12 protein-coding genes and 1 other annotated feature are annotated in these 16078 nt (G+C 41.8%); all 12 genes read left to right on the top strand.

Annotation, left to right across the window (positions count from 1 at the left end):
- Positions 1–88 precede the first annotated feature (88 nt).
- The gene (hmpA, locus tag AC2YHV_RS12145; RefSeq protein WP_400448223.1) at positions 89–1297 is read left to right on the top strand and encodes an NO-inducible flavohemoprotein; all 1209 of its coding nucleotides are present in this window, start codon (positions 89–91) and stop codon (positions 1295–1297) included.
- 62 nt (positions 1298–1359) lie between these two features.
- Positions 1360–1574: a binding site (T-box leader), on the top strand.
- Positions 1575–1631: 57 nt separating this feature from the next.
- The gene (gene proB / locus AC2YHV_RS12150) at positions 1632–2720 is read left to right on the top strand and encodes a glutamate 5-kinase (RefSeq protein WP_487373275.1); all 1089 of its coding nucleotides are present in this window, start codon (positions 1632–1634) and stop codon (positions 2718–2720) included.
- A gap of 35 nt (positions 2721–2755) precedes the next feature.
- On the top strand, positions 2756–4003 hold the full coding sequence (locus AC2YHV_RS12155; RefSeq protein WP_098936933.1) for a glutamate-5-semialdehyde dehydrogenase: 1248 nt from the start codon (positions 2756–2758) through the stop codon (positions 4001–4003).
- 80 nt (positions 4004–4083) lie between these two features.
- Entirely contained in the window at positions 4084–4518 is a 435-nt protein-coding gene (locus AC2YHV_RS12160) for a general stress protein (RefSeq protein ID WP_487373276.1), read from the top strand.
- A gap of 639 nt (positions 4519–5157) precedes the next feature.
- Positions 5158–7092 carry a sigma 54-interacting transcriptional regulator gene (locus AC2YHV_RS12165; RefSeq protein ID WP_487373277.1) on the top strand — a complete coding sequence of 645 codons (1935 nt, stop codon included), beginning with the start codon at positions 5158–5160 and terminating at the stop codon, positions 7090–7092.
- 167 nt (positions 7093–7259) lie between these two features.
- Positions 7260–8255 (top strand): hydroxyacid dehydrogenase, encoded by a 996-nt coding sequence (locus AC2YHV_RS12170; protein ID WP_487373278.1) that lies wholly within the window; start codon positions 7260–7262, stop codon positions 8253–8255.
- 86 nt (positions 8256–8341) lie between these two features.
- Positions 8342–8533 carry a DUF3311 domain-containing protein gene (locus tag AC2YHV_RS12175; RefSeq protein WP_057277949.1) on the top strand — a complete coding sequence of 64 codons (192 nt, stop codon included), beginning with the start codon at positions 8342–8344 and terminating at the stop codon, positions 8531–8533.
- Positions 8533–10029 (top strand): sodium:solute symporter family protein, encoded by a 1497-nt coding sequence (locus AC2YHV_RS12180; RefSeq protein WP_487373279.1) that lies wholly within the window; start codon positions 8533–8535, stop codon positions 10027–10029. The genes AC2YHV_RS12175 and AC2YHV_RS12180 overlap by 1 nt, the downstream gene beginning before the upstream one ends.
- Positions 10030–10108: 79 nt before the next feature.
- Positions 10109–11773 (top strand): thiamine pyrophosphate-dependent enzyme, encoded by a 1665-nt coding sequence (locus AC2YHV_RS12185; RefSeq protein ID WP_487373280.1) that lies wholly within the window; start codon positions 10109–10111, stop codon positions 11771–11773.
- A gap of 51 nt (positions 11774–11824) precedes the next feature.
- Positions 11825–13006, top strand: a complete 1182-nt coding sequence (locus tag AC2YHV_RS12190) for a Glu/Leu/Phe/Val family dehydrogenase (protein WP_330501259.1) — start codon at positions 11825–11827, stop codon at positions 13004–13006.
- 58 nt (positions 13007–13064) lie between these two features.
- Entirely contained in the window at positions 13065–14495 is a 1431-nt protein-coding gene (locus AC2YHV_RS12195) for an amino acid permease (RefSeq protein WP_487373281.1), read from the top strand.
- Between the two features lie 115 nt (positions 14496–14610).
- Entirely contained in the window at positions 14611–16053 is a 1443-nt protein-coding gene (locus tag AC2YHV_RS12200; protein WP_487373282.1) for an aldehyde dehydrogenase family protein, read from the top strand.
- Positions 16054–16078 lie beyond the last annotated feature (25 nt).

A 16078-nucleotide genomic window follows, 5' to 3' on the forward strand; every position in this document is an offset into this window, starting at 1 on the left:
AGATGTATAAAAAATATTGCTTTTAATGCATTTAAGTTCTAATATAAACATGTATTCAAAATACTTGTTTATGAAAAGAGGTTTACCTATGCTATCCCAGAAAACTATCGATATTATAAAATCAACCGTACCTGTATTAGAAGTGCATGGTACAACTATCACAACTGTATTCTATAAAAATCTTTTCGAAGCACATCCTGAATTATTAAATGTTTTCAATCATGCCAATCAAAAAAAGGGGCGCCAGCAAACTGCACTTGCCAACACGGTATTGGCAGCAGCTAAATATATAGATCAACTTGAAACGATTTTACCTGCCGTGAAGCAAATAGCACAAAAACATAGAAGCCTTGCAGTCAAAGCCGAACATTATCCGATTGTTGGAGAACACCTATTAGGCGCAATCAAAGAAGTGTTACAAGATGCGGCTACAGAAGAAATCCTTCAAGCTTGGGGAGAGGCGTACGGAGTCATTGCGGATGTTTTCATTAGCATCGAAAAGGAAATGTACGACGAAGCTTCCAATCAGGTCGGCGGATGGTCTGATTTCAAACGATTCACAGTGGTGGAAAAAGTACGGGAAAGTGACGTAATCACATCCTTTTATCTAAAGCCATCAGATGGAAATCAGGTTCCGGCATTTCTTCCAGGACAATATATTACCGTTCGGATCGAGATACCGGGTGAATCTCATTTATTCAACCGTCAGTATAGTTTATCTGATGTACCGGGAAAAGATTATTTCCGTATTTCCGTTAAAAAAGAAAAGCCGGGAACCTCTCCTGATGGAAGGGTCTCTAACTACTTGCATGAATCCATTCAGATGGGTGACAGTATTGACGTAACGGCTCCAGCAGGTGATTTCACCATCGACTTGGATAAACGAACACCGGCAGTATTCTTGAGCGGAGGCGTTGGCATAACGCCTTTCATGAGCATGGTACATGCGTTGGCTGAAAAGACACCTGAGCGTGATGTACAATTCATTCATGCAACCGATAATGGCCATTTACAGCCGTTTAGAATGGAACTGACAGAACTAGGACACAAACTTACCAACTATCAATTATCCTTTGTCTTTAAAAATCCGAGTGAGGATGATAAGAACCTGCCGAATTTTGCAAAGCAAGGGTATGTAGATAAGGAATTATTGAGCAGTATTGTTAAACCTGAAGCTGATTATTATGTGTGCGGCCCTGTGCCTTTCATGAAGGCCATCATCACTTACCTGAAAGAGCTTGGGGTAGATACGGATAAAATCCACTATGAATTCTTCGGCCCGGCCATGGCGCTATAAGGTTCATTCATCGAAGGAATGTTATTGACATCAAGCAGATAATTTTGCATACTATATTAAAACAATGAACGTTGAGAGAAGATTAGTATGCGAGAATCACTGTGACAGAGAGCGGAGTCATTTGCTGGAAGGCCCGCGACAGGAATTCGCTGAACCTGCTTCTTGAGTCCTATGCAAAACATAGGCGCAAATCCTGGCGTTATCAGGCAAAGTGGAATGCATGAATTTGCATTCAATGAAGGTGGTACCACGGAGAGCAGCCCTTTTCGTCCTTATTTCGAGGATGAAAAGGGCTTTTTTTCATGTCTTAGATATTTATTGGAGGAAGTAATCGATGGAAAAGAAACGCATCGTTGTAAAGATAGGAAGTAGTTCTTTGACCAACACACAAGGTGAAATCGACCAGAATAAATTTTCCGATCATATCCAGGCAGTGGCAGCTTTAAGGAAAGCCGGACATGAAGTTGTCCTTGTTTCATCAGGTGCTGTAGCGACAGGTTTTCGCAAGCTTGGCTACCCTACGCGACCTGTCACTCTCAAAGGAAAACAAGCTGCTGCAGCTGTAGGTCAAAGCCTATTGATTCAATCGTATATGGAACAATTGGGGCATTTTGGAATCGTTCCGGCGCAGATTTTATTAACAAGGAAAGATTTCTCGAAAAAAGATCGATATAAAAATGCATATGCCACATTGATGGAATTGCTTGAACGCGGCATCCTTCCGATCATAAATGAAAATGATACAGTATCGGTCGAGGAGTTGACTTTTGGTGATAATGATATGCTATCCGCCTTGGTAAGCGGGTTAGTCCACGCCACGAACTTGATCATATTAACGGACATTAATGGGCTCTATGATTCCAATCCACAGTCAAACCCAGGGGCGAAACGATTTGATGAATTATCCGAAGTTACGGATGATTTATTGCAAATGGCAGAAGGTGCAGGATCTAATGTCGGAACCGGTGGGATGAAATCGAAGCTGATTGCAGCGCAAACGGCATTGTCACTAGGGGTGAAAGTATTCATCGGATCTGGTTTGGGGAGTGATAAACTTCTAACTATCCTTGAAGGCAATGGTGATGGCACATATATAGGGAATGAAGACATGGCGATGGTAACGAAAAACAAACAATGGATATCCCTTCATTCAAAAGTATCCGGGAAAATTTTCGTTGATGAAGGTGCCGAAAGGGCCTTAGTTTCAAATGGAAGCAGTCTGCTGCCAGCTGGAATTTATGAAATTAAAGGAGTCTTCAATAAGGGTGATGTTGTCGAAGTCTTTGGTGCAAATGGGTTATTAGGGCGGGGTGAGGTCCTTTATTCCGACGAAGAATTAAAACAGGCGATGGGAAAGAGGACATCCGAGCTTATAATCACTTCCATAGAAGTTATTCATCGCGATAAATGGGTGAAAGCATAAAAAATCAATTTCAAGAAAAAAGGGGGAGTTTAGAAATGAGTGAAGTGACGGCGAAAGGAAAGGCAGCCAAAAAAGCCAGTTATCAGCTAATCGGATTGAGTACGGAAAAAAAGAATGAGGCACTTGGGAAAATTGCTAAACAACTTATTATCGATAAAGATTTTTTGATAAAGGAAAACCAAAAGGATCTGGAAGATGGCAGGAAAAAAGGTCTCAGCGAGTCTATCTTAGATCGAATTATGTTGAATGGTAACCGTATTGATGACATGGCAGCGGCCATTATGCTTTTAATCGATTTAAATGATCCGATTGGGGAACGCTTGGAAACGATTGAAAAAGAGAATGGTTTATTGATTAAAAAACAACGGGTGCCTATCGGGGTAATCGGAATGATTTATGAAGCAAGGCCGAATGTGACCATCGATGCAGCTACATTATCCTTGAAAACGGGGAATGCTGTCATCTTAAGAGGCAGCTCGTCAGCCAAATACTCCAATATCGCACTAGTCTCTTCCATTCATAAAGCATTGGAGAATACGGAAATCCCTGTAGAAGCTGTTCAGTTGATCGAGGATACGAGTCGTGAAACCGCTAAGGAACTTTTTCATCTAAATGACTATTTAGATGTCTTGATTCCACGCGGCGGAAAGAACTTAATTGAAACGGTGATTAAGGAATCCACTGTCCCCGTCCTTGAAACAGGAGCAGGCAATTGCCATATCTTCATCGATCAGACCGCAGATATCACGATGGTCGAGAAAATTGTCTTAAACGGTAAAACTCAGCGACCATCCGTATGCAATGCCATTGAAGGGCTTCTGATACATGAAAAATGGTTTGAAGAAAATGGAGTGCGTATTCTGGAACTCCTGGACGAAAAGGGTATTGAATTATATGGAGATGAAGCGGTTTGCAGTTCCTTTCCGAGAGCGAAAACGGCTACGGAGGAAGATTGGTCAACTGAGTACCTGGCTTTAAAACTCAGCGTGAAAACTGTAAAAGGTGTATCCGATGCCATTGATCACATAAACCGATACGGTTCCAAGCATTCTGAAGCAATCCTAACGAGGGATGAACAAAATGCTTACGCATTTTTGAATAAAGTGGATGCCGCAGCCGTTTATCACAATGCTTCCACCCGTTTTACCGACGGCTTTGAATTCGGTTATGGCGCAGAAATCGGCATTTCCACTCAAAAGCTGCATGCACGCGGACCAATGGGTTTACCTGCCTTAACATCAAGCAAGTACTTCATATACGGCCAGGGGCAAATCCGGGAATAGAATTCATTTCTTTCATGGAAGGTTATTAAACCTCAATTAAGGGTATTGTACAATACATTACTTTTAAAGGAGCAGATACCATGGACAAGAGGTTTATAGCAATATATGATAATGAAAATGAAGCGACTTCAGCAGTCAAAAATTTAAAGGAACAAGGATATACATCCGATCAAATATCAGTAGTGGCAAAAAACATCGATAAATTACCAACTGAAGCAGAGGAAGTCAGCCCGGCAAAAACTGATGGATTAGTAGCCGGGGCAGCAGCCGGCGGAGCTGTCGGATTGACAGGCCTGCTTATTGGAATGAGTGCATTGGCCTTACCAGGAATAGGTCCGATATTGGCAGCGGGTCCGATTTTCACCACATTTGGCGGAGCCGCAGCCGGGGCAGCATCGGGAGCAGGCGGATTGAGAAAGCCATTATTGGACATTGGACTGGAGGAAGCCGAAGCCGATCAATATCTAGAGGATATTAAGGCAGGGAAAATCCTTGTCATCGCCGATCCTTTTTAAGTTCGTATGTAAAACCACCTTGAATGAACAGACTTATGATGTTTGAGAACTAAACTCCATAAAAAATCAAATTAAACAGCTCTTATTTATTGATAAACCCCGTTCAGGATTCTTGAACGGGGTTTATCTGTTTGTAGGCTAATTTTATTGTCACTAACGATAAAATCAAAAGGAATTCCACATTTGTATGAAGAATAAAAGGAATATAGTCCTGTTAGCGTGAAAGGAAGGGGAATTATGGAAAATAACGTAGATGGAAGCCGCCCTTTAAGAAATTAAAGAGGCATGATGAATTTCACCATAAGGATCATTATGTTGATGTTAAAAATCGTTCTCTAGTTTTAAATGAGATGACTGAATGTCCATTCTTTTTGTAATAATTAATATCAATCGGAATCCTTAAAAACCTAGGATAACAGGGTTTTTTATTTTTCAAAATGAAAAATCTTAATAAAATGCAGAAATAACCTCAATCGTACTTATGGCCATTACTTTTCTTATCGCGGCCTTATATGAAAACTTTTGCGGCGTATTAGCTACCTTTATTATATCTCGTCTTTATTTGATCTGGCTAGAATAACAGGTTGCCAGAGCTTACATCCAATAAGCCAAATTGATTTTACGCTGGAGGTGGGTATTTTGATAAAAATAAAACTCGTTGTTCCCCGAAAAGGGTATATTACGGATGCTTTTGAAAGATTTGAGGAGTTCAACAAGTTGGAAGAATCGGAAAATGATGGTAACGTTTCAGTGAAGTTTGTTTTAGAGGAGGTAGTTGAGGATGCCGATAAGATTGGGAAGTTGAAACTTGATGCCGATGTAATCATCTCAAGGGGATTAATCACGAAACTATTAAAAGAATGCAATGAATCCATTCCTATCGTTGATATTCCTGTGCAGGGCATTGACCTCATTCGTTCCCTGCATGATTGCAAGGCACGTTTCGGCAGTAAAAAAGTGGCCGTCATAGGAGCTTTGAATATGATTTATGGCGTGGAAAACCTTTCGGATATCGTTGATTTGCCAATTCAGTCCTATATATTAAATGATATCGAGTCCTCAGTCAGTTTAGTGGATTTAGCCGCCAGAGATGGCTGTGAGGTTGTGTTAAGTGGGTTAAGTACCTGTAAATATGCTGAAGAGATAGGGTTGGGGGCCATTCTGGTTGATACTGGAAAGGAATCATTTCGGCAGGCGTTGATTGAGGCGAAAAGGGTAGCTCTTGTCAGCAGAAGGGAACAGGAGAAGACCAAGCGTTACCAAACGATTCTTAATTATGCCTATGAAGGGGTTATTGCAATAGATTTAAAAGGACAAATATCCGTATTCAATACGGCCGCTCAGGAGATATTAGCTATTTCCAAGGGGAGCTTAATTGGAAGTTCTGTATACGATATAATAAAGCCCGGAACATTTCGTAATATGCTTTTAAGCGACGATGAATACGAAAAAGATACCGTTGCTTACCAATCCATTCAATTATCGGTAAAAAAGGTCGGGATATTTTTAAAAGGTAAAAAAGTGGGGGATATGGTCGCCTTTCAAGATGTTACCCGCATTCAGGAGATGGAAGGGAAGTTCTTTAGAAAGCTTCATTCACGCGGACATGTGGCAAAGTACACATTTGATGATATATTGTATCGGAGTTCGGAAATCAAGAGGACGATTGAAACAGCTCAACGTTATAGTGAAGTGGATTCAAACATTCTTATAATTGGAGAAACTGGAACGGGCAAGGAAATATTCGCCCAAAGCATACATAATCATAGCAATCGGAAAAATAACCCATTTGTTGCCATTAATTGCGCAGCGCTTCCCGAAAATTTATTGGAAAGTGAGCTTTTCGGATATGCAGAAGGAGCTTTCACGGGAGCCATGAAAGGCGGAAAGCAAGGATTTTTTGAACTGGCTCATAGAGGTACGATTTTTTTGGATGAAATAGGAGAAATCTCCCCAAAAATGCAAAGCCGGCTGCTGCGTGTCCTGCAGGAGCGTGAAATCATGCGCATCGGTGATGATAAAGTAATCCCTGTTGATGTGAGAATAGTGTCGGCAACGAACAAAGACCTCATGCAAATGGTAAAGAGTAATGACTTTCGGGAGGATCTGTATTATCGCTTGAGTGTGCTGGACCTTGTATTGCCTCCGCTTCGGGAACGCAGAGAAGATATTCCGTTAATGGTGAATGCTTTTATTCGGAAAGGTCATTCGGATCAGAAACAAATCAAAATTTCGGAAACTGCCATGAAAAGGCTGAGTGAAGGGAATTGGGAAGGGAATATTCGCCAATTGCAAAATTTTTGTGAGCGATTATGCGCTCTTTATAAGAACAAGATAATTGATGTGTACGATATCGAAATGTATTTTCCGAATAAAAGTAATCAGAAAATACTTCTTTCGGAACAAAACGAAGAGATGGATATATCACCTGGGATACATTTATCCGAGCGTGAAAGAATTGTTCAAACGTTAATGAAGGTGAATTTTAACAAAGGAAAAGCTGCTTTTGAGTTAGGGATGAGTCGGACGACTTTATGGAGAAAGATGAAAAATTTGAATATCGAAACAAATTGAAACGGATTGAAACAAATTCATTCATTATGAAACAATTTGTTTACTTTATTTATCTCTTAATTTGAGAACGAATTGGCTTCTTTCTTGAATAAACGGATGTTTTTTATGTTGGCACAATAATTGTATATAAACAATGTAGTAGGAAAGGTTTTTCCTCCAAGGTTAACATGAAAGGTTGGTGGGAATGTGTGAGTCATTTAGTGTATATTCCTCAAGATATTGAGAAAGAGGGGAAAAGTTATTTAGTAGAAAAAGGCTTTAAGATTAAAGTAGGATCTGATTTGTCGCAAGAAATTCTTATGGAAGAAATCAAGGGTTGTGATGCAGTACTAACGAGATCAACGGCTGTAATAAATAGAGAAGTTATTACAGCAGCTGAAAACCTCAAAGTAATAGCCAAGTATGGAGTGGGCTTGGACAATATTGATATTGAAGCTGCTACAGAGCGTGGCATTTATGTAACAAATACCCCAGAGGCAAATGCGAATTCTGTAGCGGAACATGTAATGGCATTAATTTTATCTTTGTCCAAAAACTTAAGCTTGGCTGACAAAGAGCTGCGCAGCGGGAATTTTGCTATCCGTAATCAACTTTTTGGTATGGACTTGGAAGGCAAGACTTTGGGGATTATCGGACTGGGGAGAATCGGTAGAATACTGGCAAAAAAAGCTTCCGAAGGCTTCGATATGAAAGTGATTGGCTACGACCCTTATGTTACCGCCAGCCCGAATTCTGGGCTGGAGATAGCAACAGATTTAGAATGGGTATTCAGAAACGCTGATGTTATTAGTCTGCATCTGCCGTTAACGAAAACAACAAAAGGAATAATAGGAAGCCGTGAGTTTTCCTGGATGAAAACTTCCTCCTTTTTTGTAAACGCTTCCAGGGGCGGTGTGGTGAAGGAAAGTGATCTAGTAAACGCTTTGCAAGCAGGCGAGATTGCCGGTGCCGGAATAGACGTATTTGAAGTTGAACCTCCTGATAAATGGAATCCACTTTTTAAATTGGATAATGTGATTGTCAGCCCTCATAATGCCGCTTTGACGAAGGAAGGTTCCGTACGCATGGCTGTACATGCCGCAATGCAGGTGGAACAAGTTCTTTTTGGGGTGAAACCGAACTGGGCTGTAAATGAGCCTTTAACTAAAGGGGTGTCAATGTAATCATACAGAGAAAATTATCTGTATTTTCTGATAAATGAGGTTTGAAAGATTCGAGTTTGGCATTTGTTGATAAGGGTGGTGAACAAATGAAGAAAATAATCTATGTGATAAGTGCAATACCGGCACTTGGCTCGCTAGTGGTTATCAATCGAATTGAACCTTATGTGTTAGGGATGCCATTTGTTCTTTTTTGGGCGATATTATGGGTTTGTCTTACATCAGTTTTTTTGATAATCGCCAATAGACTTGATCCTGCAACCGAGGAGGAAGAAGACTGATGAATGAAGCCCTGCTCGTTATCCTTTTCTTTCTGGTTCTGTGTATTTGGTTAGGGCTTCAAGCTCGAAAAGGTAAAAAAATGAGTTTGGAACAATGGGCCATTGGCGGAAGAGGCTTCGGCAGCTTTTTGCTCTTCTTTTTGATAGCAGGTGAAATGTTTACGACATATACGTTTTTGGGGGCGAGCGGCGGAGCTTATCGATCTGGTATGCCTCCTGCCTTATACGCTTTTAATTGCTTCTATTTTGTAATCGCCTATTGGCTGTTGCCGCCTATTTGGAGATATGCAAAAAAAAATAATGTCATTTCTCAATCTGATTTTTATGACAAAAAGTACAACAGTCCGGCTTTAGGTGTTCTTGTGGCGGTAATTAGCGTCATTTCAATTATTCCATATCTGATCATGCAGTTGAAAGGGTTAGGTATTATCGTATCAGAAACCTCCTATGGGTCCATATCTCCAAATGTGGCTATAGTTGTTGGGGTAATTGCAATCACAATTTATGTAACGGCTTCAGGGATGCATGGAGTGGCGTGGACCGCGGTCATTAAAGATATCATGATTCTGACAGTTGTCGTCTTTATGGGGATTTATTTTCCACTTCATTATTACGGTGGTATACAGCCGATGTTTGAAGCAATCGATACAGCAAAACAAGGATTTTTGATTTTCCCGGAACAAGGTTTGAGTATCTCTTGGTTTATTTCAGCTACGATCATGACAGCATTGGCATTCTATATGTTTCCTCATATGTTAGCGGGAGTGTTCTCTGCAAAAAGTCCGAAATCACTTCGTTGGAATGCTGGGGTTATGCCAATTTATCAAATAATCATCATTTTTTCGTTATTTATTGGTTTTTCTGCGATTCTCCAAGTTCCGAATTTACAGGGAGCAGAAGCAGATTTAGCTTTATTTAAAATGGCGAAGATGTCATTTGATCCCTGGTTTGTCGGAGTTATTGGAGCATCAGGGGCAATGGCCGCCCTTATTCCCAGTTCACTCGTTTTGACGGCTACGGCCACGATACTTTCAAAAAATGTATATAAGGTATGGAAGCCGAATACATCGGATGACCAGCTACAAAGATTGAGCAGGATGTTAGTACCTGTCATTTCTATAGTGACTCTATATTTTACGTTCAATGGCGGGGAGTCGATTTTTACCTTGTATCTTATGGCATATAGCTTCATGGCACAGTTGTTTCCAGCACTATTTTTCAGTTTGTGGAAAAAGAATCCTGTCACGGTTCAAGGAGCATTTGCCGGCATGATCGTTGGAATTCTACTAGTTGTATATTCGACTACATCAGGTACAACACTTGCTACATTATTTCCATCTCTGCCGCAAGCCATACAAGATCTTGATGTAGGGTTAGCTGTATTATTCATCAACATCGCAGTAACTTTAGGAGTGAGTGCCCTTACAAGAAAAACTTCAATTGGGATGAAAGAAGATAATAAACAGGCTTCAGGATTGGAAAAGCTTGTTAAATGACAGTGGGAATCAGTCCGATATTCATATAATCATAGATTAATAGAATAAAAACACGTTTTCGAAAGTGGGAGGCTTGATTATGAAAGTCAGTGGAGGAAGAGCAGTCGTAGAAGTAATGGCTAAAGAAGGGGTAAAAAAAGCTTTTTGTGTACCAGGTGAAAGTTATCTTAGTGTAATGGATGCATTATATCAACATCCTGAAATAGAACTTATTTCCGCAAGGCATGAAGGAGGTGCCTCTTTTATGGCGGAAGGGTATGCCAAGGCTTCAGGAGAGGTGGGGGTCTGTATGGCAACGCGTGGAGTGGGTGCTACAAACTTAGCTATCGGCATTCATACTGCTGCTCAGGATTCAACCCCTTTGATTGCGCTTATTGGCCAAGTCGAACGCCCTTTTAAAGAAAAGGAAGCATTCCAGGAAGTGAATTTGACGGGTTTTTTCAGTCATTTATGTAAATGGACGGTAGAGATCAATCGTGTGGAAAGAATCCCGGAATTATTGCAACGGGCTTTCCATATTGCGAGATCGGGGCGTCCTGGCCCTGTATTAGTGGCTTTGCCGCATGACATGTTGGAAGACGAGGCAGAGTTGAACATGAACCCTTCATATCGCTCGCTTCCTCCTCAACCACATATGGAAGATGTGAAGCAGGCGATGGATACGATACGAAACGCGGAGCGCCCCGTATTGATTGCTGGCGGAGGTGTGATTCATGCTAAGGCCAACAGGTTGCTAGTACAGTTTGCAGAGGCAATGAAACTTCCTGTCGTTACAGCTTTCCGTCGGTTTGACGCGTTTCCGAACTCACATCCTTGCTATGCAGGGTGGCTTGGATTTGGGACACCTCAATATTTACTTGATGCAATCCGGGATGCAGATGTAGTTTTGGCATTAGGGACACGATTCTCTCAAGTAGGAACACAAGATTACACCTTGCTTTCTAAACATTCAAAGCTGATCCATGTGGATATTTGTCCCGATATTTTTGGTAAAGTGTATGCTCCTTCTCTTGCCATTGAAGCGGATGCCAAGAGCTTTTTGGAACAAGCACTGCAAGCGCCAGAATCAGGATCTTTTATTTCAGGCGAAGATCATCTGAAAGAATTGCACGATAAATATATGGAATTTTCTGAACCGAAGGCCGATTACACAGAGGATTTCGTGGATATGGACGGATTGATGCATGATCTGGCTGTCTGTCTGCCGAAGGATACCATCATTACAAATGATGCAGGCAACTTTTTTGGATGGCTATCAAGATATTATCGTTTTGAACAAGAAAACACATACGTGGGGCCAACGTCGGGTGCAATGGGATATGGACTGCCTGCTGCTATTGGGGCAAAACTGGCGCAGCCTCACAAACATGTTGTTTCTATTTCCGGGGATGGCGGCTTCATGATGACTCTCCAAGAGATTGAAACCGCTGTAAGGTATAAAATTCCGACCATATCAATTGTTGTGAACAACAATATTTACGGAACAATTAGAGCACATCAAGAAAGGCATTTTCCAAACCGGGCCGTTGGAACTGACTTATCTAATCCTGATTTTGCTGGATTGGCCCGCTTATTTGGGGCACATGGTGAAAAGGTTGAAAAAAATATTGATTTTGCGCCAGCGCTGCAACGGGCGATTGCTTCAGGGCTGCCGTCTGTAATAGAAGTTGCAGTCAATCCAAAGATTCTATCTGTAGGCCAGGACAAGAAGGAAGTATACGAAAAGTTAGTGTCTAATAATTAACTTTGGAAGTTAGCAGGACCCAATAAAAGGCATGTAAGGGAGGTATCATAGATGTTAAAACCATATATAGTTGTTGAATGGAATGATACGGAAACAGATGCTAAAGGCTGGCTGGTTGTCCATAACTTTGTAAAAGGATACACAGGCGGCGGTACAAGAATGCACCCAACGGTTACAAGAGAAGAGGTCGAAAGGCTGGCCGAGGCGATGGCTTATAAGTATGTAGCCTGTGAGTCTGAGACGACTGGCGGTTGTAAAGCGGGCATTGCCTATGATTATAAAGCGCCAGACGCATATGCAGTGTTAAGAAGATTTCTGATTGCGATGATGCCTTATATAGATTTAGGGGTATCGTTAGGCAGTGATTTAGGTACCAAATATGAAGATGTACTCAAAATATTTAATGAATTTGGCATTGATATCCCCCTAACGAAATCAATGAAGCAGAATCCGAATGTTCTGCAAGGGATAAAAGATTTCGATGAACTGTTGACGACAAAAATCGACGGGTTGTTTTTAAACGATGTCGTAACAGGCTATGGTGTGGCTTTCTCCGCAGATGAGGCATGGAAATTTAAAAACGGAAAAGGTGGAGCAAGAGTTGTCATTCAAGGATTCGGCTGTGTAGGGGCAAGCTGCGCATTGAAAATGTTCCAGTTAGGTTATAAAGTTGTGGGAATTTCCGATGCAGCCCTTTTGGTAACGTGTGATGAAGGATTGGATGTCCAAAAGCTTATTGATCATAAGAATATGTACGGGGAAATGGATAAAGCCTTTTTTGAACCGCATTATGATGTAAGGCCAAACACGGAATGGCTCGACATAGATTGCGACATTTTAATTCCGTCCGCATTGGAGGATGTCATCCACATATCCAATGCCAAAAGCGTAAAAGCGAGCTTGATTGTGGAGGCGGCAAATATTCCCCTTTCTCCCGAGGGAGACGAGATCATAAGACAGAGAGGAATAGATGTTGTCAATGATTTCGTTGCCAACCTGGGGGCGATAAGATTTTATGATGCGGTTATATTCGGACTGATTAAACCAAATCCACAAGCTGTCGTCGATGATATAGAAAAACTATGCAGGAAAAATACGTATCATTTGTTTACTCAAGCAAAAAAACAAAAAAAATATCAAAGAGAAGTAGCTTATGAAATATTTAAACCGACAATCAGCGACTTGCCGGAATATGCAGTGCCTTCCGAAGCGTTATCGGGGAACTCTCGTTAACTTGTGTTAATCATGAAAGTGTTCAGGCAGTTTATCAATCAGGAACGGGGGGGAATTCATGCAAACAGAAGATGAAAATCAGCCAAAAGAATTACAGCGTTCAATGAAGAGCAGGCATTTATTCATGCTCTCCTTAGGTGGGGTAATTGGAACTGGTCTTTTCCTGGGATCAGGATATGCAATCGGTGAAGCTGGACCCTTAGGAGCGATTGTTGCCTATTTGGTCGGTGGTTTATTAATGTACTTGGCGATGATTTGTCTCGGTGAATTATCGGTAGTGATGCCGGTGTCCGGTTCCTTTCAGGTCCATGCAACGAAATTTATTGGTCCCGCCACTGGATTTGTCATTGGCTGGATTTACTGGCTAAGCTGGGCTCTTTACGTAGGCCTGGAATTTGTAGCGGCCGGTTTGCTCATGACCAGATGGTTTCCCGATATACCAGTATGGATATGGTGTGTGATATTTACGGTCCTTTTATTCACTATAAATGCATTGACTACGCAAAGTTTTGCAGAGACAGAGTATTGGTTCTCCGGGATTAAAGTGCTTGCCGTCATTCTCTTCATAATTATCGGTGCAGCAGCGATGTTTGGATTGATTCATATGGAGGATGCACAACCTGCCCCGTTCCTTTCCAATTTTATAGGAGATGGACTATTTCCTACAGGGTTCACTGGTGTTTTCATATCGATGATGACAGTCGTATACGCTTTCCAGGGATCGGAAATCATGGGTGTTGCAGCAGGAGAGACGGAAAACCCGCAACAAAGCATTCCGAGAGCGATTCGAAACATCGTAATACGTGTGCTGCTTTTCTATGTACTGGCAATCTTTGTTCTCTCGGCCATCGTTCCTTGGAAAGAAGTCGGTGTACTGGAAAGTCCATTTGTTACCGTGTTTGAAATGGTAGGCATTCCTTATGCAGCAGACATTATGAATTTCGTAATTTTGACGGCGGTCCTCTCTGTAGGAAACACGGGTCTGTTTGCTTGTACAAGAATCCTTTTCTCCCTTTCTCAAAACGGTATGGCACATTCTTCATTTGGAAAGCTCAATCGGCGCGGTGTACCTATGAACGCCTTACTAGTCACCATGGTCTTTGCCTTGCTGTCGCTGCTTACTAGTGTAGTAGCGGAAGAAACGTTATTCGTTGTGCTGCTTTCCATAAGCGGGGTTGGAGGGGTGCTTACTTGGATGGCGATTGCGTTCGCACAGTACAGATTCCGCAAGCAGTATATCAGAGCAGGCGGAAAGGTTGAAAATCTGAAGTTTAGAGTACCTTTTTTCCCGTTTGCCCCGATTCTCTGCATCATTATGTGTCTAGGTATTTTCGTGTTCACCGCTTATGATCCGACACAGCGAACTTCGTTGTATTGGGGATTGGGCTTCGTCGTTGCTTGCTATATATTTTACTATTTCAGATATGCGCGAAGGAACGTCGAGGTGCCAGCCTTAACAACTGAACAGACCAATGATTTTATTCAATAGTGATTATTATATGCAAGATATAAGAATACGGTCGTTTAAGATTCATTTAGAAGTGCAGTTAAAAGCAAAACCTATAACTTAGAGAAGTAGAATAATAGAATACGGAGGAAATAGTATGCGTTACTTAAATTATATTAATGGAAAATGGAAAGAACCCACTACAGGGGAGTATAGAGAAAATCTTAGTCCCCATGATGGTGAAAATTTAGGAGAATTTCCATCTAGTGCGGCGGCTGATTTACATGATGCAGTGGCAGCCGCGAAAAGTTCATTCCCTTTATGGAAAAAACTTTCGTTTCAGCAACGGGCTTCATATTTGCAAAAAGCAGCTGATATTTTGAAAAAGAACATGCAGGAAGTAGGTCAAGATTTGATAAAGGAAGAAGGGAAAACATTCTTGGAAGGGATGGGGGAAGCCAATCGGGCTGCCAGCATACTTGAATATTATGCTGCTGAAGCTCGGCAGCCACTCGGGGAAGTAATTCCTTCAGCCAATGCCAATACATTTTTATATACTACCCGCACGCCGCTCGGTCCGGTGGGTTTGATTACACCATGGAACTTTCCTATCGCCATCCCTGTATGGAAATTGGCGCCGGCCCTGATTTACGGGAATACAGTCGTGATTAAACCTGCTGATCTTACACCTAAGTCTGTCCATCATGTGCTAAAGGCATTTGATGAAGCGGGTCTTCCGCCCGGTGTCATCAATTGTGTATTCGGAAGGGGTTCCGTCATTGGTGCTGCATTAGTGGAACATCCTGATGTGAAGGCTATATCTTTTACGGGCTCGAATCAAGTAGGTCAGCAAATTCAAAAACAAGCCATTGAACATGGAAAGAAAGTGCAAGCGGAAATGGGAGGGAAAAACCCGCTTGTCGTCCTCGCCGATGCTGATCTTGAAAAAGCAGTGGAAATAGCTATAGGCGGAGCTTTTAAATCCACAGGGCAAAAATGCACAGCCACTAGCCGGGTGATTGTGGAGGAAGGAATTTATGAAGAGTTCCGGGAACGGCTTGTCGCACGTACGAAAGAATTAAAAGTGGGCAACCCGCTCAACGAAGAAACATATATAGGTCCCGCTGTATCTAAATCACAACGCGATGGCGTGCTTGAAATGATCGATGTTGGGAAATCAGAAGCTACACTTTTATGCGGAGGAGAGATCCCGGCAGAAGCGGAATTGGCGAATGGTTTTTATGTCAAGCCGGCAATCTTTGAAAATGTTCCTCAACATGCCCGCATTGCGCGTGAAGAAATCTTCGGACCAGTCATTGCCCTTTTTAAGGCCGGAAATTATGAGGAAGCAGTTAAGATGGCGAATGATACAGAGTATGGATTGAGCGCAGCCATTTGTACGAATAATTTAACTTCGGCTCAACGGTTTATTGAAGATGTTGAAGTGGGTCTTGTTCATGTCAATTCGGAAACGGCAGGAACCGAACCGCAAATGCCATTTGGCGGATGTAAAAGTTCAAGCGCGGGCAGCCGTGAACAAGGGAAGAGTGCCGTTGAATTCTATACAGAAGTCAAGACAGTCTATATGGATCGGATATAACTAAAATTGAATTAAGCGTTTTTAA

The organism is Peribacillus sp. SRI_006 (assembly GCF_057586375.1).